The 22,378-nt window shown below is 69.7% G+C and carries 22 protein-coding genes; 10 read left to right on the forward strand and 12 right to left on the reverse strand.

The window, feature by feature from the left end; all coding sequences use genetic code 11:
• Positions 1 to 38: 38 nt before the first annotated feature.
• The 8 genes from MSZK_RS00680 to MSZK_RS00715 form a co-directional block, all read right to left on the reverse strand.
• Positions 39 to 2,234 (reverse strand): malate synthase G, encoded by a 2,196-nt coding sequence (locus MSZK_RS00680; protein WP_099243779.1) that lies wholly within the window; start codon positions 2,232 to 2,234, stop codon positions 39 to 41.
• A 20-nt stretch (positions 2,235 to 2,254) separates the two neighbouring features.
• Positions 2,255 to 3,178, reverse strand: a complete 924-nt coding sequence (locus MSZK_RS00685) for a 3-methyladenine DNA glycosylase (RefSeq protein WP_099243781.1) — start codon at positions 3,176 to 3,178, stop codon at positions 2,255 to 2,257.
• Positions 3,171 to 4,235 carry a hemolysin family protein gene (locus MSZK_RS00690; protein ID WP_099243784.1) on the reverse strand — a complete coding sequence of 355 codons (1,065 nt, stop codon included), beginning with the start codon at positions 4,233 to 4,235 and terminating at the stop codon, positions 3,171 to 3,173. Before MSZK_RS00690 ends, MSZK_RS00685 begins: the two co-directional genes overlap by 8 nt.
• Positions 4,235 to 5,596 carry a hemolysin family protein gene (locus tag MSZK_RS00695; RefSeq protein WP_099243786.1) on the reverse strand — a complete coding sequence of 454 codons (1,362 nt, stop codon included), beginning with the start codon at positions 5,594 to 5,596 and terminating at the stop codon, positions 4,235 to 4,237. Before MSZK_RS00695 ends, MSZK_RS00690 begins: the two co-directional genes overlap by 1 nt.
• Positions 5,597 to 5,786: 190 nt before the next feature.
• Positions 5,787 to 7,223 (reverse strand): GuaB1 family IMP dehydrogenase-related protein, encoded by a 1,437-nt coding sequence (locus MSZK_RS00700; RefSeq protein WP_099243788.1) that lies wholly within the window; start codon positions 7,221 to 7,223, stop codon positions 5,787 to 5,789.
• 23 nt (positions 7,224 to 7,246) lie between these two features.
• The gene (gene gndA / locus MSZK_RS00705; RefSeq protein ID WP_099243790.1) at positions 7,247 to 8,701 is read right to left on the reverse strand and encodes an NADP-dependent phosphogluconate dehydrogenase; all 1,455 of its coding nucleotides are present in this window, start codon (positions 8,699 to 8,701) and stop codon (positions 7,247 to 7,249) included.
• 59 nt (positions 8,702 to 8,760) lie between these two features.
• Positions 8,761 to 9,687: a M56 family metallopeptidase gene (locus MSZK_RS00710; protein ID WP_099243792.1), complete on the reverse strand. Its 927-nt coding sequence runs from the start codon at positions 9,685 to 9,687 to the stop codon at positions 8,761 to 8,763.
• 14 nt (positions 9,688 to 9,701) lie between these two features.
• A complete protein-coding gene (locus tag MSZK_RS00715) occupies positions 9,702 to 10,118 on the reverse strand; it encodes a BlaI/MecI/CopY family transcriptional regulator (protein ID WP_099243794.1) in 417 nt (138 codons plus the stop codon).
• A 241-nt stretch (positions 10,119 to 10,359) separates the two neighbouring features.
• Here MSZK_RS00715 and MSZK_RS00720 point away from each other — a divergent pair, with 241 nt between their 5' ends.
• The 8 genes from MSZK_RS00720 to MSZK_RS00755 all read left to right on the forward strand — a co-directional run bounded on the left by MSZK_RS00720 (position 10,360) and on the right by MSZK_RS00755 (position 16,051).
• Positions 10,360 to 11,076 (forward strand): iron reductase, encoded by a 717-nt coding sequence (locus MSZK_RS00720; protein WP_099243796.1) that lies wholly within the window; start codon positions 10,360 to 10,362, stop codon positions 11,074 to 11,076.
• 174 nt (positions 11,077 to 11,250) lie between these two features.
• Complete coding sequence (locus MSZK_RS00725) at positions 11,251 to 11,679, forward strand: PaaI family thioesterase (RefSeq protein WP_099243798.1); 429 nt, start codon at positions 11,251 to 11,253, stop codon at positions 11,677 to 11,679.
• A 50-nt stretch (positions 11,680 to 11,729) separates the two neighbouring features.
• Positions 11,730 to 12,032: an urease subunit gamma gene (locus tag MSZK_RS00730; protein WP_099243801.1), complete on the forward strand. Its 303-nt coding sequence runs from the start codon at positions 11,730 to 11,732 to the stop codon at positions 12,030 to 12,032.
• Between the two features lie 16 nt (positions 12,033 to 12,048).
• Positions 12,049 to 12,363, forward strand: a complete 315-nt coding sequence (locus MSZK_RS00735) for an urease subunit beta (RefSeq protein ID WP_099243844.1) — start codon at positions 12,049 to 12,051, stop codon at positions 12,361 to 12,363.
• Entirely contained in the window at positions 12,360 to 14,081 is a 1,722-nt protein-coding gene (locus MSZK_RS00740; protein ID WP_099243803.1) for an urease subunit alpha, read from the forward strand. Before MSZK_RS00735 ends, MSZK_RS00740 begins: the two co-directional genes overlap by 4 nt.
• Complete coding sequence (locus MSZK_RS00745; RefSeq protein WP_099243804.1) at positions 14,081 to 14,728, forward strand: urease accessory protein UreF; 648 nt, start codon at positions 14,081 to 14,083, stop codon at positions 14,726 to 14,728. Before MSZK_RS00740 ends, MSZK_RS00745 begins: the two co-directional genes overlap by 1 nt.
• 10 nt (positions 14,729 to 14,738) lie before the next feature.
• Positions 14,739 to 15,419: an urease accessory protein UreG gene (gene ureG, locus MSZK_RS00750; RefSeq protein ID WP_099243806.1), complete on the forward strand. Its 681-nt coding sequence runs from the start codon at positions 14,739 to 14,741 to the stop codon at positions 15,417 to 15,419.
• Positions 15,419 to 16,051, forward strand: a complete 633-nt coding sequence (locus MSZK_RS00755; protein WP_099243808.1) for an urease accessory protein UreD — start codon at positions 15,419 to 15,421, stop codon at positions 16,049 to 16,051. Before ureG ends, MSZK_RS00755 begins: the two co-directional genes overlap by 1 nt.
• Here the strand turns inward: MSZK_RS00755 and MSZK_RS00760 are convergent.
• The 4 genes from MSZK_RS00760 to MSZK_RS00775 form a co-directional block, all read right to left on the reverse strand.
• Positions 16,042 to 17,355 carry a sensor histidine kinase KdpD gene (locus tag MSZK_RS00760; RefSeq protein WP_099243846.1) on the reverse strand — a complete coding sequence of 438 codons (1,314 nt, stop codon included), beginning with the start codon at positions 17,353 to 17,355 and terminating at the stop codon, positions 16,042 to 16,044. The two genes, MSZK_RS00755 and MSZK_RS00760, sit on opposite strands and share 10 nt — an antisense overlap.
• A 112-nt stretch (positions 17,356 to 17,467) precedes the next feature.
• Positions 17,468 to 17,857: a heme-binding protein gene (locus MSZK_RS00765; protein WP_099243810.1), complete on the reverse strand. Its 390-nt coding sequence runs from the start codon at positions 17,855 to 17,857 to the stop codon at positions 17,468 to 17,470.
• Between the two features lie 106 nt (positions 17,858 to 17,963).
• Entirely contained in the window at positions 17,964 to 19,334 is a 1,371-nt protein-coding gene (locus tag MSZK_RS00770) for an NAD(P)/FAD-dependent oxidoreductase (RefSeq protein ID WP_099243812.1), read from the reverse strand.
• A 192-nt stretch (positions 19,335 to 19,526) separates the two neighbouring features.
• A complete protein-coding gene (locus tag MSZK_RS00775; protein WP_199203135.1) occupies positions 19,527 to 20,216 on the reverse strand; it encodes an SDR family oxidoreductase in 690 nt (229 codons plus the stop codon).
• 129 nt (positions 20,217 to 20,345) lie between these two features.
• On the opposite strand from MSZK_RS00775, the gene MSZK_RS00780 reads away from it, so the two are divergent.
• Positions 20,346 to 21,161, forward strand: a complete 816-nt coding sequence (locus tag MSZK_RS00780; RefSeq protein WP_199203136.1) for an ABC transporter permease — start codon at positions 20,346 to 20,348, stop codon at positions 21,159 to 21,161.
• Positions 21,154 to 22,266, forward strand: coding sequence for a sulfate/molybdate ABC transporter ATP-binding protein (locus tag MSZK_RS00785; protein ID WP_099243816.1), 1,113 nt, complete (start codon positions 21,154 to 21,156; stop codon positions 22,264 to 22,266). The genes MSZK_RS00780 and MSZK_RS00785 overlap by 8 nt, the downstream gene beginning before the upstream one ends.
• Positions 22,267 to 22,378: the final 112 nt, after the last annotated feature.

Below are 22,378 nucleotides of genomic sequence, written 5' to 3' on the forward strand. Positions count from 1 at the left end.
TCCTCTTTCGTCTCAACGGTCGTGGGGTACGGCTGGGGTCAGGCGCCGGTGCCGGCCTTGTACTCCCGGCGACGCCGATGCAGGATCGGCTCGGTGTAGCCGTTGGGCTGGGCCGCGCCGGCCAGGATCAACTCCTGGGCGGCCTGGAACGCGATGCTGTTGTCCGGGTCGGTCGCCATCGGCTTGAAGTCCGGATCAGAGGCGTTCTGCGCGTCGACCACGGCGGCCATCCGGCGCAGGCTCGCACGCACGTCGTCCTCGGTGATCACGCCGTGCCGCAGCCAGTTCGCCAGCAGCTGGCTGGAAATCCTCAGCGTGGCACGGTCTTCCATCAGTGCGACATCGTGGATGTCGGGCACCTTCGAACAGCCCACGCCGGCGTCGACCCAGCGCACCACGTACCCCAGGATCGACTGGCAGTTGTTGTCGACTTCTTCGTGGATCTCCTCCGGGGACCACGCCAGCTCGGCGGCCAACGGGATGGTCAGCAGCTCGTCGATGCTGGTGCGGGTCTGGCCGGCGAGCTCCTTGTGCACCTCGTAGACGTCGACGTAGTGATAGTGCATCGCGTGCAGGGTCGCCGCCGTCGGCGAGGGCACCCACGCCGTGGTGGCCCCGGCCTTGGGCTGGCCGATCTTCTGGGACACCATGTCGGCCATCAGATCGGTCATGGCCCACATGCCCTTGCCGATCTGCGCCCGGCCGGAGAACCCGGTCGCCAAGCCGACGTCGACGTTCTGGTCCTCGTAGGCCAGGATCCACGGCTGCGTCTTCATCGCACCCTTGCGGATCATCGGGCCGGCTTCCATCGACGTGTGGATCTCGTCGCCGGTGCGGTCCAGGAAGCCGGTGTTGATGAACGCCACCCGGTCGGCGGCGGCCTTGACGCACGCCTTCAGGTTGGCCGAGGTGCGGCGCTCCTCGTCCATGATGCCGACCTTGATGGTGTTCTGCGGCAGGCCCAGCACGTCTTCGACCCGGCTGAACAGCTCGCAGGTGAAGGCGACCTCGTCCGGGCCGTGCATCTTCGGCTTGACGATGTAGATCGAGCCGGTGCGGCTGTTCTGGCGGGGGCTGCCGTCCTCGGCCTTGAGCCCGTGCATGGCGATCAGGCTGGTGAACAGCGCGTCCTGGATACCTTCGGGCACCTCGGCACCGTCGGCACCGTCGTTGTCGAAGACGATCGCGTCGTTGGTCATCAGGTGTCCGACATTGCGGACGAACAGCAGGCTGCGGCCGGGGAGAGTCAGCTCTCCGTCGCCCGGAGTCTTGTAGGTGCGGTCGTCGTTGAGCACCCGGGTGAACGTCTTGCCGCCCTTGCTGACCTCTTCGGCCAGATCGCCCTTGTTCAGGCCCAGCCAGTTGCGGTAGCCCAGCACCTTGTCCTCGGCATCGACGGCGGCCACCGAGTCCTCGAAGTCCATGATCGTGGTGATCGCCGACTCCAGCACGACGTCCTTGATACCGGCCGAGTCGGTCTTGCCGATCGGGGACTCGGGATCGATCAGGACCTCGATGTGCAGCCCGTTGTTGACCAGCAGCACCGACCATGCGGGCTCGCCCAGCTCGCCGGTGTAGCCGACGAACTTCTCCGGGCTGGCGAGCTGGGTGGACTCGTCGCCCAGCGCGATCTCCAGGACTCCGTCGCCGACGCTGATGCCGGTCGCGTCGGCCCAGGAGCCCGACGCCAGCGGAGCGGCCTTGTCGAGGAAGTCCCGGGCGTAGGCGATCACCTTGTCGCCGCGGACCCGGCTGTAACTGGTGCCCGGTTCGGCGCCACCCTCGGTGCTGATCACGTCGGTGCCGTAGAGGGCGTCGTACAGCGAACCCCAGCGGGCGTTCGCGGCGTTGAGCGCGAAGCGGGCGTTGAGGATCGGAACCACCAGCTGCGGGCCCGCGGTGGTGGTGATCTCGTCGTCGACGCCGGAGGTGGTGATGGTGAAGTCGGCCGGCTCGGGCAGCAGATAGCCGATGTCGCGCAAGAACTGCTGGTACTCGCCGGCGTCGATACCGCCGATGATGCGCTGCCGGTGCCACTTGTCGATCTGGGCCTGCAGTTCGTCGCGGCGGGCGAGCAGATCCTGGTTTTGCGGCGTCAGGTCGGCAACGACCTTGTCCACGCCGGACCAGAAGCTGTCGGGGTCGATCCCGGTGCCTGGCAGCGCCTCGTTGGTGATGAAGTCGTACAACGCCTGCGCCACACGCAGGTTGCCCACGGGCACTCGTTCGGTCATCTGTCCTCCCTCACGACAAATCAATTCATATTACCCGCAGGTAGGACCCCCTCCGACACGCTGTCGTAGGCGACGGCCGCCACACCGTCGCCCAACAGCCGTTCGCACCACAGCAGCAACGCTGCCCGCAATGGTGCCGCGCGCTCACTGACAACTCCCTGGCAGCGTACGTATTCCGCTCGTCCGGCGGGTTCCTCGACCGGGATCGGCTCAAACCCCAGCGCGGTCAGGTCGTAGGGGCTGGCCCGCATGTCGAGCTCGCGCGCCTCGGCGGCCAGCTCCAGACAGTCCACCAGCAGTTCGGAGTCGACCAGCGGGCCGAGCTTGTAGCACCATTTGTACAAATCCATGTTCGCGTGCAGGCAGCCGGGTTGCTCCCAGTCGCGCTGGCCGGCGCGGGTGGGCACGCCGCGGTTGCGCGGCGCGGCCGCGGCGGTGAAGAACCGGTAGGCGTCGAAGTGCGTGCAGCGCAGCGGCATCGATTCGACGACGGCGTCGGTGCCGGCCGGACCCAGCCGCAGCGGCACCCGGCCGTGGCGGACCGCGTCGGTGCGGTACACCATGGCCCATTCGTGCAGGCCGAAGCAGCCGAACTGCGGGGTGCGCGCCGCGGTCGCGCGCAGCAGGCCGGCGACGAATGCCACCGTGTCGCGGCGCGATCGCAGATAGTCGGCACCGACGGTGACCCCGTCGCCGGTCTGCACGTAGCCGGCCCGGTCCAGGTAGTCGCGGGCGGACGGCCCGGCCAGCACCGCGCCGTAGCCGGGATGCCAGATGCGCAGTTGCCGGGGCCGCAGGCTGTAGTAGGTGAACAGGAAATCCCACACCGGGTGGGCTTCCCCGCGCCGGGCGCGACGGTCGTGCGGGCCGGTGAAGGCCTCCACCCGGGCCCGGTGCGCGGCAGCCCTGGCCGTCCAGTCAGCGTGGCCCAGCAGCTCAGGCACGATGCATTCCGTCGCGCACGGTCCCGATGAGGTCCTCGACCAGGTCCTCCAGGGCAACCATCGCGCAGACCGACTCCGAGCCCGCGCCGCCCTCGGTGACCAGTGCCAGATGGCTGTTGTCGCGGCGCAGCTGCGACAACGCGTCCGGCAGCGGCATGTCCGCGGGGACCCGGGGTAGGGGCCGCACCACCGCGACGTCCAGCACCGAATCCGGATCGTCGATCTGGCTCAGCACATCTTTGATGTGCAGGTAGCCGATCAGGGTGCCGTCGCCGCCGTCGACCGGGAACCGGGAGTAGCCCGTCTCGCGCAGCGCCTGCTCCACGGCGCTGACCGTCGGCCCGCGGCCCGGTGCGGCCACCGGGATCGCGCGGATCTCGCGGAGCGGAACAGCCACGTCGTTGACCACCCGGTTGCGGATCTGCAGCGCGCGGGTCAGCCGCATGTGCTCCTCGGGATCGAGCAGACCCTCGGAGCGGGATTCGGCGATCATCTCGGCGAGTTCCACGGTGGACACCGTGACGTCGAGCTCGTCTTTGGCCTCGATGCCGAACACGTGCAGGGTGGCGTTGGCCGCCCAGTTGTAGAAGCCGATGAACGGCCGGGCGATCCGCACGTAGACCAGGTAGAACGGGATCACCAGCATGGCCGTCTTCTCCGGTCCGGCGATCGCGATGTTCTTGGGCACCATCTCGCCGAGCAGCACGTGCAGGGTCACCACCACCGCCAGCGCCACCACGAACGACACCGTGTGCAGCACCGCGTCCGGCACCCCGACCAGGTCGAAGGGCTTCTCGAGCAGGTGGGCGACGGCCGGTTCGCCCACCCGGCCCAGCAGGATCGAACACACCGTGATGCCCAGCTGCGCGCCGGCCAGCATCAGCGAGAGCTGCTCGCCGGCCCGCAACACCGTGACCGCGCTGCGCTTGCCCTGTTCGGCCATGGTTTCCAGCCGGTCGCGGCGCGCCGAGATCAGCGCGAACTCCGAGCCGACGAAGAAGGCGTTGGCGGCCAGCAGCGCGATCGTCAGCAGGACGCCCAGGATGTCGCCGCCCATCAGCGCTCCCCGTCCCCGTCGGCGGGCGCCACCAGCTGGGTCAGCACCAGCTGATCGATGCGCCGGCCGTCCATCTCGACGACGGTGGCACGCCAGCGCACCGGATCGTCGAACGATCCGTCCGGGTCGAAGGCCGACAGCTCGACCGATTCGCCCACCTCGGGGATGTGACCGAGCTTCTCCAGCACCAGCCCGCCGATGGTCTCGTACTCGCCTTCGGGTGCCCGGAAGCCGGTCGCCTCGGCCACTTCGTCGATCCGCAGCAGGCCCGACACCCGCCAGCCCAGGCCGGACTTCTGGAAATCGGGCGTGGCGTCGTCGTGCTCGTCTCGGACGTCGCCGACGATCTCCTCGATCAGATCCTCGACGGTGACCATGCCCGCGGTGCCGCCGTATTCGTCGACCACCATCGCGGTCTGCAGACCGTGGGCACGCAGCTGCGCCATCAGCGCATCACCGTCCAGGGTGGACGGCACGGTGGGCACCGGGATGGCCAGCGACACCAGCCGGGTGGTGGAGCGCTGCGCGGCGGGCAGGCTGAACACCTGCTTGACGTGGACGATCCCGATGGTGTCGTCGAGGTCGCCGTTGACGATGGGGAAACGGGAGAACCCGGTGTTGAACGAGGCCGCCACCAGATCGCTGACGGTGTCGTCGGCCTCCAGCGTCTCGATCTCGGTGCGCGGGGTCATGAACTCCTCGGCGATCCGCGAGCCGAACTGCAGCGAGCGGTTGACCAGCGCCGCGGTGTCCTCGTCGAGCGAGCCGTGCTCGGCCGAGCTGCGTACCAGCGCGCCGAGTTCCTCCGGTGATCGCGCGGAGCGCAGTTCCTCGGCGGGTTCGATGCCCAGCCGGCGTAGGATCCAGTTGGCGGTCCCGTTGGTGGCCTTGATCGCCGGTGTCATCACGGTGGAGAACATCAGCTGGAATCCGGCCGTGGCCCGCGCGGTCGGCACCGGCCGGGCCACCGCCAGGTTCTTGGGCACCAGCTCGCCGAAGACCATCGACAGCGAGGTGGCGATCAGGATGGCCAGCACCAGGGCGATTCCCGGCACCGCGCGCTCCGGCACGTGCAGCAGGTCGAGCACCGGGTCGAACAACCGCGCCAGCACCGGTTCGGCGAGGTAGCCGGTGGCCAGGGTGGTGATCGAGATGCCGAGCTGGGCACCGGACAGCTGGAACGACAGCGTGCGGTGAGCCCGTTGGACGAACTCGTCGCGGCGGTCACCGGCGCGGGCGTTGGCGTCGACGGTGCTGCGTTCCAGGGCGGTCAGCGAGAACTCGGCGGCCACGAACAACGCCGTTCCGAACGTCAGCACGACGATCGCCAACAGGCTCAGCGCGGTGTAGAGGGCAGTCATGAGCGGGTGGGGCGGCCGGGCCACATGCCCGGCCGGCTAGAAGAAGGTTCGGCCTCGGCCTCGTCTGCGGGGCGCTCGCCCCAGGCAGCCCGATCCGCGGGGACCTCGATGGGTGCCTGCGGCACAGGTTCCCTTTCCTCGGGGAGCAGAACAAGTCCCTATGGTAGCGGCTAGGCCGACGGTGACCGGCTCACCAGCCGGTGGGCAGCGGGTGCCCTTCGGCGAACCCGGCCGCCGACTGCACCCCGAGCACCACCCGTTCGTGCAGTTCGGCGATGGTGGCGGCGCCGACGTAGGTGCAGGTGCTGCGCACTCCGGAGGTGATGTGGTCGAGCAGGTCCTCGACGCCACCGCGGTCGGGGTCCAGCGCCATCCGCGAGGTCGAGATGCCCTCCTCGAACAGCGCCTTGCGGGCCCGGTCGAACGCGCTGTCGGCGCTGGTGCGGGCGGCCACCGCCCGCTTGGAGGCCATCCCGTAGCTCTCCTTGTACGGCCGGCCGTCCCGGTCGCGCATCAGGTCGCCGGGCGATTCGTAGGTGCCGGCGAACCACGAGCCGATCATCACGTTGGACGCGCCTGCCGCCAGGGCCAGCGCGACGTCGCGGGGGTGCCGAACCCCGCCGTCGGCCCACACGTGAGCACCGAGTTCCCTTGCCGTAGAGGAACATTCGAGCACAGCGGAGAACTGCGGACGGCCGACCCCGGTCATCATCCTGGTGGTACACATCGCGCCGGGGCCGACACCCACCTTGACGATCGAGGCGCCGGCGCCGATCAGGTCGCGGGCGCCGTCTGCGGAGACGACGTTCCCGGCCGCCAGCGGGACACCGAGGTCCAGCGACGACACCGCCTTGATCGCCTCCAGCATCTTGAGCTGGTGGCCGTGGGCGGTGTCGACCACCAGCACGTCGACCCCGGCCTCGGCCAGCGCCTGCGCCTTGGCGGCCACGTCACCGTTGATGCCGACCGCCGCGGCGATCCGCAGCCGGCCGGCCGCGTCGACGGCGGGGGTGTAGATGCCCGCGCGGATCGCACCGATCCGGGTCAACACCCCGGCCAGCGTGCCGTCGGCCTCGGTGAGCACCGCGACGTCCACCGGCGCGTGCTCCAGCAGCTCGAACACCTGGCGGGGTTCGGTGTGCACCGGCGCGGTGACGAAGTCGGTGACCGCGATGTCGCGCACCCGGGCGAACCGGTCCACACCGACGGTGCCGGCCTCGGTGACCAGGCCGACCGGCCGGCCCTCGAACACCACCACCGCGGCGCCATGGGCACGCTTGTGGATCAGCGCGACCGCGTCGGAGACCGAATCGTCGGGGGCCAGGACCACGGGTGTGTCGGCCACCAGGTCCCGGCTCTTGATGAAGTCGACCGTCTGCTTGACGGCATCGATCGGCAGGTCCTGGGGCAGCACCACGATCCCGCCGCGGCGGGCGACCGTCTCGGCCATCCGCCGCCCCGCCACTGCGGTCATGTTCGCCACGACCACCGGGATCGTGGTGCCGGTGCCGTCGGAGGTGGACAGGTCGACGTCGAACCGGGACGCGACGTCGGATCGGTTGGGGACGATGAAGACGTCGTCGTAGGTCAGGTCGTACGGAGGCTGCTGGCCGTCGAGAAAGCGCACGTACCTGAGGGTACTGCCCGGGCTCAGGCCTGTACTTCGCTGCGGTCGCCGCTCCACAGCGTGTGGAAGCGGGCGGCCGGGTCGGCGTCGGTGCGGCCGTAGGTGTGCGCACCGAAGAAGTCGCGCAGGCCCTGGGTCAGTGCTGCGGGTAACCGCTCGGTGCGCAGCGCGTCGTAGTAGGACAGCGCCGAGGCGAAACCGGGGACCGGGATGCCCAGCTCGGTGGCCTTCACGACGACCCGGCGCCAGCTGTCGATACCCGCCTCGACCGCATCGCGGAAGTACGGAGCAGCGATCAGCGTGGCGAGTTCGGCGTTCTCGTCGTACGCCTCCTTGATCCGGTTGAGGAACTTGGCCCGGATGATGCAGCCGCCGCGCCAAATGGTGGCCATGTCGCCGAGGGTGATGCCCCAGTTGTATTCGGCGCTGCCGGCCTGGATCTGGTTGAAGCCCTGGGCGTAGGCGATGATCTTCGACGCGTAGAGCGCCTTGCTGACGTCATCGATGAACTGCGCTGCGTCCGTGGGTCGTTCACCCAGCTCGCCGGAGGCCAGGCCAGTGGTCGCCTTGCGCTGGGGCACCGAGCCCGACAGCGCGCGGGCGAACACTGCCTCGGCGATTCCGGTCACCGGCACCCCGAGGTCCAGCGCCGACTTGACCGTCCAGCGGCCGGTGCCCTTCTGCTCGGCCTCGTCGACGATCACGTCGACCAGCGGCTTACCGGTTTTCGCATCGGTCTGGCGCAGCACCTCGGCGGTGATCTCGATCAGGTAGCTGTCCAGATCGCCGTTGTTCCATTCGGCGAAGATCTCGGCGATCTCGGGTGCGGTCTTGCCCAGCCCGTCGCGCAGCAGCTGGTAGGCCTCGCCGATGAGCTGCATGTCGGAGTATTCGATGCCGTTGTGCACCATCTTGACGAAGTGTCCGGCACCGTCGGGGCCGATGTGGGTGCAGCACGGCACCCCGTCGACATGGGCGGAGATCTCTTCGAGCAGCGGGCCGAGCGACGTGTAGGACTCGGCCGGACCACCCGGCATGATCGACGGGCCCTTCAGCGCACCTTCCTCACCACCGGAGATGCCGGCGCCGACGAAGTGCAGTCCGCGCTCGCGGACTGCCTTCTCGCGGCGGATGGTGTCGGTGTACAGCGCGTTGCCGCCGTCGATGATGATGTCGCCCGGCTCGAAGACCTCGCAGAGTTCGTTGATCACGGCGTCGGTCGGGTCACCGGCCTTGACCATGATCAGCGCCCGGCGCGGCTTCTCCAGCGCGGCGGCGAATTCGGCCATCGTCTCGGTGCGCACGAAGTTGCCCTCGGAACCGTGCTCGGCGAGCACGGCATCGGTCTTGGCGACCGACCGATTGTGCAAGGCGACGGTATACCCGTGGTGAGCGAAGTTTCGGGCGATGTTGGAGCCCATCACCGCCATTCCGGTAACGCCGATCTGTGCAGTACCGTCCGTCTGCGATGAGCTCATCTCGCGCCTTTCAGTTGTGTGGATTATGTTGTGGCACTGGGTCTTACGGGTTCAGCGGGTCACGACAGGAACAGCCGGTGCAGTTCGGTCAGCCATGGCATCGCGACCGCGAAGGTCGGCACCACCAGCACCGCGGCGGCGGCGGCGTAGGCGGCCAGCGCGAGCAGCAGGCTGTTGGGACGCCCGCCGAGCCGCCGCACCCGGATCAGCGTGGTCGGACCGCCTGCGGCCAACGCGCCCTTCGGGGTGGGCCCGGACGCGCACGTCACCAGGGCGCGGGCCAGGGGAGTGGGGCCGGCGGTACGCACCGCGGCGTCGTCGGCGAGCAACTCGACCAGCAGGCGCACCGCGGCCAGCGCGCTGCCGCTGCGGACGAAGCGGGGGAAGGCGGTGTGCACGGCGACGAAGGCCTCGAGCACCAGATCGTGCCGGGCCCGCAGGTGGGCACGTTCGTGGCTCAGGATCGCCACCAGTTCGGCCTCGGTCAGCGCCGACAGCGTGCCTTCGCTGAGCACCACCCGGCTGCGCACGCCGGGCAGGCAGTAGGCCAGCGGTTCGGCGACGTCGAGCACCCGCAGCCCGCTCATGCCCTGCCACGGGTCGCCGAGCAGATCGACCACCATCCGGTGGTGTGCCCGGCGGCGCCGGGTGGCCACGGCAACCTGCACGCCCGCGACCAGCAGTCGGGCACCGATTACCAGGGTGACCGCGAACACCGAGACATATGCCAGCCACAGGGGCCAGCCGAGGGCGTCGATTTCGCTGGTGATCGTGGCGGTGGGCCGGCCGTCGGGACCGGGGACGAACAGCCGGCTCGCGATGGCCAGGCCGGCACTGAAGGCCGACAGCACGGCGGCCACCGCGATCGACTGCCAGAGCACGATTGCCGCCCGCGGAGCACGCATGGTCCACGAGGCTCTGGCAAGCAGCGCGGGCACGGGACCAACCAGCAGCAAGGCGAGGATGGTGAAGGCCAGCGCGGACACGCTGACAGTGTCCCTCAGGCGCCGGGCGAACCGCCAGCGGGCCAGGTGGAACGGTGCCTGGATTCCAATTCGGCCAGCGCGCGGCGCAATGCGTCCGCCTCGTCCACGCCCACCCGCTCGACGAACTGCACCAGCGCGGCCTGTCGGCCACCGGAATCGGATGCCTGATCCAGGGCATCGACCATCAGGCCCGCGACCAGTTCGTCGCGACCGTGCACCGGTGCGTATTGGTGGGCCCGGTCGTCGCGGATCTGGGAGACCAAATTCTTGCGTGCCAGCCGCTGGAGAACGGTCATCACCGTGGTGTAGGCCAGATCGCGCTCGGCACAGAGCGCCTCGTGGACCTGGCGCACCGTCAGCGGCTCACCAGCGGCCCACAGGTGGTCCATCACCGCGCGTTCAAGTTCGCCGAGACGAGTCAACTTGGGCATATCCGTTCATTCCGTAGCAGTGGACCAAGAGTACTCCCGGTTACTACCGGGCGTCGTATCCAACTTTTCGGTTCAACTCCCGACGACGCCCGCGGTGTTCCCGCAGTCGACGCCGGAACGCATACCCGCAGGCCACTGGGTTCACCAGCGGGCACGCCTGTGACTGCATTCACATTAGGCAAGGCTTACTTTGTTCCTCAGTTTTTGGTTAGGCTTCCCTAACTCTAGCCGAGGAGGTGTCGTGACCACAGCCGTGGTTGATCCGTTGATCGACGGGATGACGATTCGCCGCATCCTGCCCCTGCACGAATCCAGCAGCCGGCTGCGCGACCTGAGCCCGGATTCCCCCCGGGTGCACGGCGTTGCGGTGATGGCGGATGTTTCTCGGCGCCGATGGTGGCCGCTGGACTCCGCGACGACGGGCCGGCTGGCCGAGATGTTCGACGCCGCGGTGGCCGAATTGGGCGACCGTCGCGCGGTGGCCCAGCAGTTGGCGGCGACCTTCACCCATGCGGTTCTGGGCCGGGCGGTCACGCTGTTCGTGCTCGAGGGCCGGGCGTGGGATACCGGGCCGGGGAACCTGTGGATGCACGTCGACTCCGAAGGCACGATCGACTGGACAGCGGTGGTCGACCCCACGCTGCGGGTGTTGCCCGACGACCCGGCGACGGCCGACGTCGTCCGGCTGCCCAATGAACTCGCGCTGGCGACCTGGATGGCACACCGAAGCCACCGGTCGCTGGAGCCGATTTTCGAGTGCCTGCACTCGCTGAGCCACGGGTCGCTCACCCCGGCGGCGATGTGGCAGATGGTCGGCTCGGCGATCATCATCACCGCCACGCAGGTGCCCCTGCTCACCGGAAGCGGCGAGCTCGTCTGCATGCGTCGTGGGCAGGCAGTCCTCGACGCGCTGAGCGGCTTCGGGCTCCCGGTGCGCGCGCTACGCCGCACGGGGTAACCCTTGTAAGTTAGGCAAGCCTTGCCTAGTGTTGTGGGCGGGACGAGACGAACGGACCGCGCCGGAGTCCTGAGGGCTGCAGAGACCCCCGGTCCATCCCGAGGACGGGCCCCGCGTGAGCTACGCGGGGCCCGTCCCTCATCGCGGCGACACGGCTGGTGTAGACACAGATGCGTGCAATCAGAGCCATCGCCGACCGACCAGATCGCCTTCTCCGCCCCGTTCGACAACGAACTCGGGCTGATCTTCACCGAACTGACTCCGGACGGCGCCAAGGCACACCTGCACGTGCAGCCCAAGCTGCTGCAGCCGATGGGCATCGTGCACGGCGGCGTCTACTGCTCGATGATCGAGTCGATGGCCAGTACGTCCGCCTTCGTCTGGCTGGCGGCCAACGGCGGCGGCAACGTCGTCGGCGTGAACAACAACACCGATTTCCTGAGGGCGATCTCCGACGGCACGGTCTACGGCGTCACCGAGCCCGTGCACCGTGGCCGGCGCCAGCAGCTGTGGCTGGTGACCATCCGTGACGACAAGGACCGGCTCATCGCCCGCGGTCAGGTGCGTCTGCAGAACCTGGAAGCCGAGCCGCCGCAGGCATAGGGCGCTCGCCGACCTGCTGATCGCGTCCTGCCATGGCAGGATCGCGCACTATGCGACTGACACCGCATGAGACCGACCGGCTGTTGATCTCGTACGCCGCCGACCTCGCCCGCCGCAGGCAGGGGCGCGGGCTGCGACTCAACCATCCCGAGGCGGTGGCCCTCATCACCGACCACGTACTCGAAGGCGCGCGCGACGGCCGCACCGTCGCCGAACTGATGGTCAGCGGACGTTCGGTGCTCACCCGCGACGAGGTGATGGAGGGCGTGCCCGAGATGCTGCACGACGTTCAGGTCGAAGCGACCTTTCCGGACGGCACCAAACTGGTCACCGTTCACCACCCCATCGCGTGAGGCAATGAAGGACAGCATGATTCCCGGAGAGGTATTCCTCGGCGAGGGCGATATCGAGATCAACGCGGGCGCCCCGCGCGTCGAGCTGGAGATCGTCAACACCGGTGACCGGCCGGTACAGGTCGGCAGCCATGTGCACCTGCCGCAGGCGAACGCCGCGCTGTCGTTCGACCGCGCCGCCGCCTACGGGCACCGTTTCGACATCCCGGCAGGAACCGCGGTGCGATTCGAACCCGGTGTGGCGCAGCGCGTTCGGCTGGTGCCGATGGCCGGAACCCGTGAGGTGCACGGCCTGAGCCTGACTCCACCCGGAAAGCTGGACGTGCGATGACCGCGCTGTCCCGGGCACGCTATGCCGCACTGTTCGGCCCGACCACCGGTGACCGGGTCCGGCTCGCCGACACCGATCTGATCGTCGAGATCACCGAGGACCGCAGCGGCGGGCCGGGACTGGCCGGCGACGAAGCGGTGTTCGGTGGCGGAAAGGTGCTGCGCGAATCGATGGGCCAGGGCCGCGCCACCCGGGCACACGGCGCACCCGACACCGTCATCACCGGCGCGTTGATCATCGACTACTGGGGAATCATCAAGGCGGACATCGGAATCCGGGACGGTCGTATCGTCGCGATCGGCAAGGCCGGCAATCCCGACATCATGTCGGGGGTTCATCCGGATCTCGTGGTCGGCCCGTCGACCGAGATCATCGCCGGCAACGGCCGCATCGTCACCGCCGGTGCCATCGATTCTCACGTGCACCTGATCTGCCCGCAGATCATGGACGAGGCCATTGGCAGTGGCATCACCACGATCGTGGCGGGCGGCACCGGGCCTGCCGAAGGCTCCAAGGCCACCACCGTGACCCCAGGCTCCTGGCACCTGGCCCGGATGCTGGAATCGCTCGACTCGTGGCCGCTGAACGTCGCCCTGCTGGGCAAGGGCAACACCGTCAGCGCCGAGGCGATGTGGGAGCAGTTGCGTTCGGGGGCAGCGGGATTCAAGCTGCACGAGGACTGGGGTACCACGCCCGCGGCGATCGACGCCTGCCTGACCGTCGCCGAAGCCGCCGGCGTGCAGGTCAACATCCACACCGACACCCTCAACGAGATGGGCTTCGTCGAGGACACCCTGGCCGCGATCAAGGGCCGCAACATCCACGCGTATCACACCGAGGGCGCCGGCGGCGGGCACGCGCCCGACATCATCACCGTCGCCGCCGAATCGAACGTGCTGCCCAGTTCCACCAACCCGACCCGGCCGCACACCGTCAACACCCTCGACGAGCATCTCGACATGCTGATGGTCTGCCATCACCTCAACCCCAGCGTGCCGGAGGATCTGGCGTTCGCCGAGAGCCGCATCCGGCCGTCGACGATCGCCGCCGAGGACCTGCTACACGACCTCGGCGCGATCTCGATGATCGGCAGCGACTCCCAGGCGATGGGCCGGATCGGCGAGGTGGTGCTGCGCACCTGGCAGACCGCGCACGTGATGAAGCGCCGCCGCGGAGCACTGGCGGGAGACGGTGCCGCGGACAACAACCGGGTGCGCCGCTACGTCGCCAAGTACACGATCTGCCCGGCCGTCGCGCATGGACTCGACCACGAGGTCGGTTCGGTGGAGGTAGGCAAGCTGGCCGACCTGGTGATGTGGGAGCCGGAGTTCTTCGGGGTACGGCCGCACGCGGTGCTCAAGGGCGGGATGATCGCCTGGGCCGCCATGGGCGACGCCAACGCTTCCATCCCGACCCCGCAACCGGTGTTGCCGCGGCCCATGTTCGGGGCGGCGCCGGCCGCCGCCGCGGCCACCTCGGTGCATTTCGTCGCCCCGCAGGCCATCGACGACGGGCTGGCCGACCGGATCGCGGTGAACCGCCGCCTGGCACCGGTGGGCAACGTGCGCGCCGTCGGCAAGGCCCAGATGCCGCTCAACGACGCCCGGCCCCGGATCGAGGTCGACCCCGACACCTTCACGGTGCGCATCGACGGCGAGGTCTGGGCCGAACAACCCGCCGCCGAACTGCCGATGGCGCAGCGCTACTTCCTGTTCTGATGTCGTCGCTTTCCACCTTGCTGACCCTGGCCGACTCGCGGTTGCCGACCGGGGGACACGTGCACTCCGGCGGGGTGGAGGAGGCGGTGACCAGCAGGCTGGTGACCGACCTGGCCACGTTGGAGGCGTATCTGCGCCGCCGGATCCGCACCAGCGGGCTGGTGACAGCCTCGATTGCCGCGGCCGTACAACGCGAGGAACTCACGCCCGCCGACGGCGATGCCGAAACCGATGCCCGCACACCGGCTCCCGCCGCCCGGCAGGCCTCCCGGGCGCAGGGCCGCGGGCTACTGCGGCTGGCCCGGCGGGTGTGGCCGTCGACTGATCACGAATGGGACTGGGACGCCTTGGGGCCGCGCCCGCACCTCGCGGTGGCGGCAGGCCGGGTCGGCGCGGTGAGCGGGCTGGCGCCCGAGCAGACCGCGCTGTCGATCGTCTACACCACGATGACCGGCTCCGCGACCGCCGCGCAACGGCTGCTGGCGCTCGATCCCGCCGATGTCGCGGCGCTCACCTTCGAGCTGGCACCGCTGTGCGAGCAGACCGCCGAACACGCCGCGGCCGGGCTCGCCGATTTGTCCGATCCGCTGCTCGACGAGCTCGCGCAGCGACACGCCCAACGCGAACGACCGCTGTTCGTCTCCTGAAAGAAGTTCCATGCCACCACATTTCCTTGACGGACAGCCGCACGCCCACACCGACCGGCCGAAGCGCTCCCGCCAGCCGGGGGAGCCGCTGCGGATCGGCGTCGGCGGCCCGGTCGGGTCGGGCAAGACCGCACTGGTCGCCGCGCTGTGCCGCCAGCTGCGGGACGAACTGTCGCTGGCGGTGCTGACCAACGACATCTACACCACCGAAGACGCCGACTTCCTGCGCAGGCATGCGGTGCTGCCCGACGACCGGATCGCCGCCGTGCAGACCGGCGGCTGCCCGCACACCGCGATCCGCGACGACATCACCGCCAACCTCGACGCGATCGACGACCTCATCGCCGGGCACGACGACCTGGATCTGATCCTGGTGGAGTCCGGTGGCGACAACCTGACCGCGACGTTCTCCTCCGGGCTGATCGACGTGCAGATCTTCGTCGTCGACGTGGCCGGTGGCGACAAGGTGCCCCGCAAAGGCGGCCCTGGGGTCACGTTCTCGGATTTGTTGGTGGTCAACAAGACCGACCTGGCACCGCTGGTCGGCGCCGATCTGGAGGTGATGCGCCGCGACGCCGCCAAGGTGCGGGAGGGCCGCCCGACGGTGCTGATCTCGCTCACCGAAGATCCGGCCGCGTCCCCGGTGCTGTCGTGGGTACGTGAGCAGCTGAACGTCCACCAGCCGGCCTGATGCGTTCCGACGTGCTGGTGGTGGCTGCGCCCGGGCGGCTACCCCGCATCGAATGCCGGGGTGCCCTGGCGGCCCGGCACACCGAAGCCGACACCGTGCATCTGGTGTCGGCGGCGGCCACCCCGCTGGGCGGGGACACCATCGCGATCCGGTTGATCGTCGAGGCCGGGGCGCGACTGCGGGTGCGTACCGCGGCGGCCACCGTCGCGCTGCCCGGTACGACCAGCACCCAGTCGTGGGCGTGCTGGCACATCGAGACCGCCGGTGAGCTGGACCTCGACCCCGAACCGACCGTCGTCGCCGCGGCCGCCCGGCACGCCAGCGAGATGACGATCTGCTTGGACAGTGCTGCGCGGCTGCGCGTGCGGGAGCGGGTGCAGATCGGCAGAACCGATGAGCGCGAAGGCTTGTGGAGCGGTGCCCTGCGCGCGGACCTGGCCGGCGCGCCGCTGCTGCGGCACCGCCTGGAGCTCGGTGCCGGCACGGTGGCCGACGATGCGCTGGGTACTCCGCTGGCGTGCGTGAGCGAACTGCGCTATCCCGAGCCGGCCACCGACGCCGTGGGCGTCACCCTGGAACTCGCCCGCGGCGGCAGCATCTCGACCTGGCAGGGCGCCCGGCTCTACTCGTGACGGCCGGCCAGATTCAGCACCAGTCGGGCCCCGCCGAGCGGGCTGGTGCACAACGACGCTGTGCCACCGTGCAATTCGGCTTGCTGGGCCACCAGCGCCAAGCCGAGACCTGAGCCGGAGCGCGATGCGGTCGAGCCGCGGGAGAACCGCTCGAAGACGGCGGCGCGTTCCTCTTCGGGCACCCCGCTGCCGTTGTCGTCGATGGTGATCTGCACGCCGTCGGCAGAACTGGACACCGACAGCTGGATCTCGGTGGCCGCGCCGTGTTTGACGGCGTTGGCGATCGCGTTGTCGATCACCAGCCGCAGCCCGACCGGTAGTCCGACCATCAGCACCGCGGGCGACGGCACCAGCGACACCTTCAGGTCGCGGTAGATGCGTTCGGCGTCGTGGGCGGCCCGGTCGAGCAGTTCGGTGATGTCGAACGGCACGAAGTCCTCGGCGGTGGTCAGCTCACCTTGGGCCAGCCGCTCGAGCGCGGTCAGCGTGGCCTCGATGCGGCTCTGCGTGCGGATGACGTCGCCGATCACCTCGGTGCGCTGTTCAGGCGCGAGGTCCAGGGTGGAGAGCACTTCGAGGTTGGTGCGCATGGCGGTCAGCGGGGTGCGCAACTCGTGGGAGGCGACGGCGGCGAAGTCGCGGGCCGATTCCAGGGCCGCCTTGGTGCGGGCCTGTTCGTCGCCGATCCGGGCCAGCATGCCCTCGACGGCCTCGGCGATCTCGACCGCCTCCTTGACGCCGCGGACCTGCACCTCGTCGGGGTTGGACTGCGCGTTGATGGCGCGGGCCTGCTGGGCCAGCAGCCGGAACGGATTGATCATGATCAGCGAGATCAGCCAGCCGACCACCACGGTGCCCGCGATCACCCCGGCGCAGATCAGCAGCACCCGCAGGTGCAGTTCGGCGATGCGGCGCTGGGTTTCGGCCAGCGGCGCACCCAGCGCGATCGTGGCCCCGCCGACCGAGAAGGTGCGAACCCGGTACTCGACGCCGTCGATCGTGGTGTTGGCGTAGCCGTCGCCCAGCGCAGGCAGCACCACGTCGGGCGGCACCGACATGGCCATCGCGCCGACCCGGATCGTGCGCACCAGGTTTCCGTCGGGGGTGGGCGCGCCCACCCCGCCGGGCCCGGCGGTGGTCAGCAGTGAGCTGACGTCGCCCAGGCTGCTCACCGAATCCAGGCGCCGGTCCAGCTGGCTGTACTGGTCGTGGGTGACACCGACCCACACCCAGGTGCCCAGGGTCAGCACCAGGATGACCACCGACAGTGCCGCGACGATGACGATGGTGCGCAGCGAGAGCATCCGGGTGGGCAGCCGTTGCAGCACGCGGTAGACGATTTCGTCGGGCTTCACGACCACGCCGACAACCTTAGGGTGCGCCGCGCGAACGGCGCCGGGCCACGCCGAGAGGCTGTTAGATCACGCCGGCGGCGAGCGGGCGCTGGATCAGGCCGCAGCGGTTGCGGAAGTCCGTCGAGGGCTGGCGGATACCGTCGAGATCGGCGCGGACCTGCGGGTTGGCGTCCAGATACTGCTGGGTCTGCGTGGTCACCTGGGCCTTGGGCAACCCCTGCAGACCGGTGAAGAACGCGTTGACGTCCGGATGGGTGAACAGGTAGCTCGACATCGCCGCCGACACGCCCGCCATGATCCCGGTCATGTCGGCCGTGGTGCAGTTGGGCGGCGGGTCGGCGGAGGCCGGGCCCGCCAACATCACCGAAGCCGGGCCGGCCACGCTGAGCAACACCGCACCGGCGCCGATCGCTGCCGCAGCTGCGCGTCGCACAGAACGATTGAATGTCATCGGGCCCCCTCGTTATGGAACTGTCGTCGCTGATCATGCTAGGGCAGGCAGTGGGCGAACACGGTGATTTCGGTGTCCGCTCACGGCCGATTGCCAGGTGGCTCGTTCAGCTGGCGGCTTTCTCGTCGTCGACCGTCGCGGCGATCTCCTCTAGCTGCTCGATTCTGGTACGCGCGTACGCCTGCTGCTCGGTGATCGTCAGCTGGCTGCGGCCGCGGCCGAGGAAGGTCGTGGTCCACGACAGCATGGTCGCGACCTTGGTCTTGAAGCCGACGAGATACACCAGGTGCAGGAACAGCCACGCCAGCCAGGCGAAGAACCCGGCGAACTCGATCTTGCCGATCTTGGCCACCGCGCTGAACCGCGACACCGTCGCCATCGAGCCCTTGTCGAAGTAGCTGAACGGCTCACGGGCGGCCGGATCGGCGCCCTTGAGTTCCGACTTCACCACGTTGGCCACGTACTTGGCGCCTTGGATCGCGCCCTGCGCCATGCCGGGCACACCCTCGACGAACGCCATGTCGCCGACCACGAACACGTTGGGATGCCCGGGGATCGACAGGTCGGGCAGCACCTTGACCCGTCCGGCCCGGTCGATTTCGGCGTCGGACTGGTCGGCGATGATCTTGCCCAGCGGGCTGGCCGACACGCCGGCCGACCACACCTTGGTGGCGCACTCGATCCGGTCGGTGGTGCCGTCGCCACGCTTGACGCTGATCCCGTTGCGGTCGACGTCGGTGACCATCGCGCCGAGCTGGATCTCCACTCCCAGCTTCTCCAGCCGGTCCTGCGCCTTCTTGCCCAGCTTCTCGCCCATCGGCGGCAGCACCGCGGGGGCGGCGTCCAGCAGGATCACCCGCGCCCGGGTGGAGTCGATGTGGCGGAACGCACCCTTGAGGGTGTGGTCGGCGAGTTCGGCGATCTGGCCGGCCATCTCGACGCCGGTGGGACCGGCGCCGACGACGACGAAGGTGAGCAGCTTCTCGCGCCGCACCGGATCGCTGGACCGCTCGGCCTGCTCGAACGCGCCGAGGATCCGGCCGCGCAACTCCAGCGCGTCGTCGATGGTCTTCATGCCCGGCGCCCACTCGGCGAAGTGGTCGTTGCCGAAGTACGACTGCCCGGCGCCGGCGGCGACGATCAGGGTGTCGTAGGGGGTCCGGTAGGTGTGGCCCAGCAGGATCGAGTCGACGGTCTTGTGCGCCAGGTCGATATTGGTGACCTCACCGAGCAGCACCTGGCAGTTCTCCTGCTTGCGCAGGATGACGCGGGTGGGCGGGGCGATCTCGCCTTCGGAGATGATGCCGGTGGCCACCTGGTACAGCAGCGGCTGGAACAGGTGGTGGGTGGTCTTGGCGATCAACTTGATGTCGACGTCGGCCCGCTTGAGCTTCTGCGCAGCATTCAGGCCGCCGAATCCCGAACCGATGATGACGACCTTGTGCTTATCCGATGGGGTGGCACCGGGGTGGGTCATTTCTGCTCCTCAACGACATGCACAGGACACCTACTACGGTAGTCGCCCGGACGACAGACTTCGCGCCGGTCCCTGACCGGACCGGGTGATGTCGGCCACCCGGGCCGCTGCGCCGACCCGGATCGGGTCCGGCGCCGAATCGACACCACGCCGACGGTAGCGGCCGGCGGCGAACGTCAGGTGAATGCGTGGTCAGCCGAAGTTGGCCAGCGCGCCCCGGCCGACGTGCAGGGTCTGGCCGGTGATGTGCCGGGCCGCCGGGGTGGTGAGAAACAGTGCCAGCCGGGCGATCTCCGCGGCCACCGAGGGCGGGGTGGTGGTCAGCCCGTCGTAGGACGGCTCCGCGCTGCGCCCGCACGCCACGGTGTTGACCGTGATGCCGCGGGTGCCGAAGTAATCCGCTTGGCCCGCAGTCCAATTCGACACTGCCGCCTTGACCGCGGCGTCGGCGCCGCCGTCGCGCGGGTTGTCGGGCACCACGGCCACGATGGATCCGCCCGAGCGCAGGTGGTCGCCGATGTTCTGCACCAGCAGCACGGCCGACAGCACGGTGGCGTCCAGCGCGGTGCGCCAGGCCTTGGCGGTGTCGGACAGCGTGTAGGCCCGCGGGTCGCCGCCGGTCCAGGCCGGGGCGGGGACGTGCACGATGGTGTCCAGGTGATGCGGGAACTGGCTGCGCGCGGCGGCCAGGGCGGCCGGGTCGGTGGTGTCGCAGACGATCGCGTCGACATCGAGTTCCTTGGCGGCCACCTCGAGGTCGTCGCGGCGGGCACCGCTGATGACCACCTTGTGGCCGGCGTCGCGGAATCCTTCCGCGATCGTGCGACCCAGCTCGGTGTCGGCACCAGTGACCAGCACGTCCATCGCCTTTGACCTCCTCATGCGGAACCGTCGGGGGAACCGTCCGCTTGTCGAATCGCAGAGAAATGTTACTGGACGGTAGCTAATTGAGCCAATGCCGTGCCGACACGATCCGGACACGGCGTGTCGCTTCGCCCTAGGGTGTGACGGGTGAGGCGCGGCGGGGCACCCGGAACGCAACCGCCCCTGCCGCGCTGGGTGTACCTCCCGGCCGGGCTCGGCGCGGCATTCGTGGTGCTGCCGTTGGCGGCGATGGCGGCCAAGGTGGACTGGACGCGATTCTGGGCGCTGATCACCAGCACCTCGTCGCAGGCGGCCCTGCTGCTCAGCCTGCGCACCGCCGCCGCCAGCACCGCCCTGTGCTTGGTGCTGGGCGTCCCGATGGCGTTGGTGCTGGCCCGCACCGACGGACGGGTGGTCCGGGCGCTGCGGCCGCTGATCCTGTTGCCCCTGGTGCTGCCGCCGGTCGTCGGCGGGATCGCGCTGCTCTACGCGTTCGGCCGGCTCGGCCTGCTCGGCCACTATCTGGAGGCCGCCGGGATCCGCATCGCGTTCACCACCACCGCGGTGGTGCTGGCGCAGACGTTCGTCTCGCTGCCGTTTCTGGTGATCGCGCTGGAGGGGGCGGCCCGCACCGCCGGATCCGACTACGAGGTGGTGGCGGCGACGCTGGGCGCGCGCCCGGCCACCGTGTGGTGGCGGGTCACCCTGCCGCTGCTGGCGCCCGGGCTGGTGTCGGGCGCCGTCCTGGCCTTCGCCCGCTCGCTGGGGGAGTTCGGCGCCACCCTGACCTTCGCCGGGTCGAGGCAGGGCGTGACCAGGACCCTGCCCCTGGAGATCTATCTGCAGCGCGAGAGCGACCCGGACGCAGCGGTCGCGCTGTCCCTGCTCCTGGTCGTCGTGGCCGCCGTCGTCGTGCTCGGGTTGGGGGCTCGGCGCCTGTCCGGTTGGACCGGCCATGGCTGAACTGCAGTTCTGCGCGACGGTGGCCGACCGCGGCTTCGCCGTCGACTTCGCGGTGGGCGCGGGGGAAGTACTCGCGATCCTCGGCCCCAACGGCGCGGGCAAGTCCACCACGATGCACGTGATCGCCGGGCTGCTGCAGCCCGATTCCGGCCTGGTGCGAGTCGGCGGGCGGGCACTGACCGACACCGCGGCGGGCATCGCGGTGCCCACCTACGACCGGCGGGTGGGGCTGCTGCTGCAGGACCCGCTGCTGTTCCCGCACCTGAGCGTGCGGGCCAACGTCGAGTTCGCCCCGCGCAGCCGCGGCGCCGGCCGGTCCGCGGCGCGTCGCGGCGCCGCGACCTGGCTGGCCGAGGTCGGCCTGGCCGAGCTGGCCGACCGCCCGCCGGGCCGGCTGTCCGGCGGGCAGGCCCAGCGGGTCGCGATCGCGCGGGCGCTGGCCGCCGAACCCGAGGTGCTGCTGCTCGACGAACCGCTGGCCGGGCTCGACGTCGCGGTGGCCGCTTCGGTGCGGGCACTGTTGCGGAGGGTGTGCTCGGCGCAGGGCCGGGCCACGGTGCTGATCACCCACGATCTGCTCGACGTGCTGACGCTGGCCGACCGGGTGCTGGTGCTCGAGGACGGCGGCGTGGCCGAGGTCGGCCGGGTCGGTGACGTGCTGGCCGCGCCGCGCAGCAGGTTCGGCGCCCGCATCGCGGGCGTGAACGTGGTGCGCGGGGTGTCGGTCAGCACGCAGACGCTGCGCGCCGCGGACGGCACGCAGTGGTATGGCAGCCGGGCCGCCGATCTGCCCGGCGACGATCTGGTCGCGGTGTTCTCCCCGGCGGCGGTCGCGGTGTACCGCGACCTGCCGCACGGCAGCCCGCGCAACAGCATCCGGGTGCGGGTGGCGGAGCTGGATGCCGACGGCGCGCGGGTGCGGGTGCGGGGGACCGAACAGAGCGACGGCGCGCCCGGCCTGGCCGCCGACATCACCGCGGAGTCGGCGGCGGCCCTGCGGCTGGCCATCGGCGAGCAGGTGTGGTTCACGGTCAAGGCGCAGGAGGTCGGGCTGCACCCGGCGGCCCGCCCCGCTGTGGACTCGCTGGGAGACGCAACATCCTGAGCAGGCCACACTTGCGTCACGGCTGTAACACGGTAGGTTCATCGCCATGACGCAGTCGCACCCGATTTCGCGACGTGCGGGCTTATGGACGGCGTGTGCGGTCACCGCGGTG

The sequence above is a fragment of the Mycobacterium sp. shizuoka-1 genome (assembly GCF_002723835.1).
Taxonomy (GTDB): Bacteria; Actinomycetota; Actinomycetes; order Mycobacteriales; family Mycobacteriaceae; genus Mycobacterium.

Bases quoted from the DNA above. Each gene is read 5' to 3' on its own strand.
- MSZK_RS00695 (WP_099243786.1), bottom strand. From the start codon at position 5,596: ATGACTGCCCTCTACACCGCGCTGAGCCTGTTGGCGATCGTCGTGCTG.
- ureG (WP_099243806.1), top strand. From the start codon at position 14,739: ATGCCACCACATTTCCTTGACGGACAGCCGCACGCCCACACCGACCGG.
- MSZK_RS00765 (WP_099243810.1), bottom strand. From the start codon at position 17,857: ATGACATTCAATCGTTCTGTGCGACGCGCAGCTGCGGCAGCGATCGGC.
- MSZK_RS00680 (WP_099243779.1), bottom strand. From the start codon at position 2,234: ATGACCGAACGAGTGCCCGTGGGCAACCTGCGTGTGGCGCAGGCGTTG.
- MSZK_RS00740 (WP_099243803.1), top strand. From the start codon at position 12,360: ATGACCGCGCTGTCCCGGGCACGCTATGCCGCACTGTTCGGCCCGACC.
- MSZK_RS00760 (WP_099243846.1), bottom strand. From the start codon at position 17,355: ATGCTCTCGCTGCGCACCATCGTCATCGTCGCGGCACTGTCGGTGGTC.
- gndA (WP_099243790.1), bottom strand. From the start codon at position 8,701: ATGAGCTCATCGCAGACGGACGGTACTGCACAGATCGGCGTTACCGGA.
- MSZK_RS00755 (WP_099243808.1), top strand. From the start codon at position 15,419: ATGCGTTCCGACGTGCTGGTGGTGGCTGCGCCCGGGCGGCTACCCCGC.
- MSZK_RS00730 (WP_099243801.1), top strand. From the start codon at position 11,730: ATGCGACTGACACCGCATGAGACCGACCGGCTGTTGATCTCGTACGCC.
- MSZK_RS00770 (WP_099243812.1), bottom strand. From the start codon at position 19,334: ATGACCCACCCCGGTGCCACCCCATCGGATAAGCACAAGGTCGTCATC.
- MSZK_RS00745 (WP_099243804.1), top strand. From the start codon at position 14,081: ATGTCGTCGCTTTCCACCTTGCTGACCCTGGCCGACTCGCGGTTGCCG.
- MSZK_RS00690 (WP_099243784.1), bottom strand. From the start codon at position 4,235: ATGGGCGGCGACATCCTGGGCGTCCTGCTGACGATCGCGCTGCTGGCC.
- MSZK_RS00785 (WP_099243816.1), top strand. From the start codon at position 21,154: ATGGCTGAACTGCAGTTCTGCGCGACGGTGGCCGACCGCGGCTTCGCC.
- MSZK_RS00735 (WP_099243844.1), top strand. From the start codon at position 12,049: ATGATTCCCGGAGAGGTATTCCTCGGCGAGGGCGATATCGAGATCAAC.
- MSZK_RS00715 (WP_099243794.1), bottom strand. From the start codon at position 10,118: ATGCCCAAGTTGACTCGTCTCGGCGAACTTGAACGCGCGGTGATGGAC.
- MSZK_RS00775 (WP_199203135.1), bottom strand. From the start codon at position 20,216: ATGAGGAGGTCAAAGGCGATGGACGTGCTGGTCACTGGTGCCGACACC.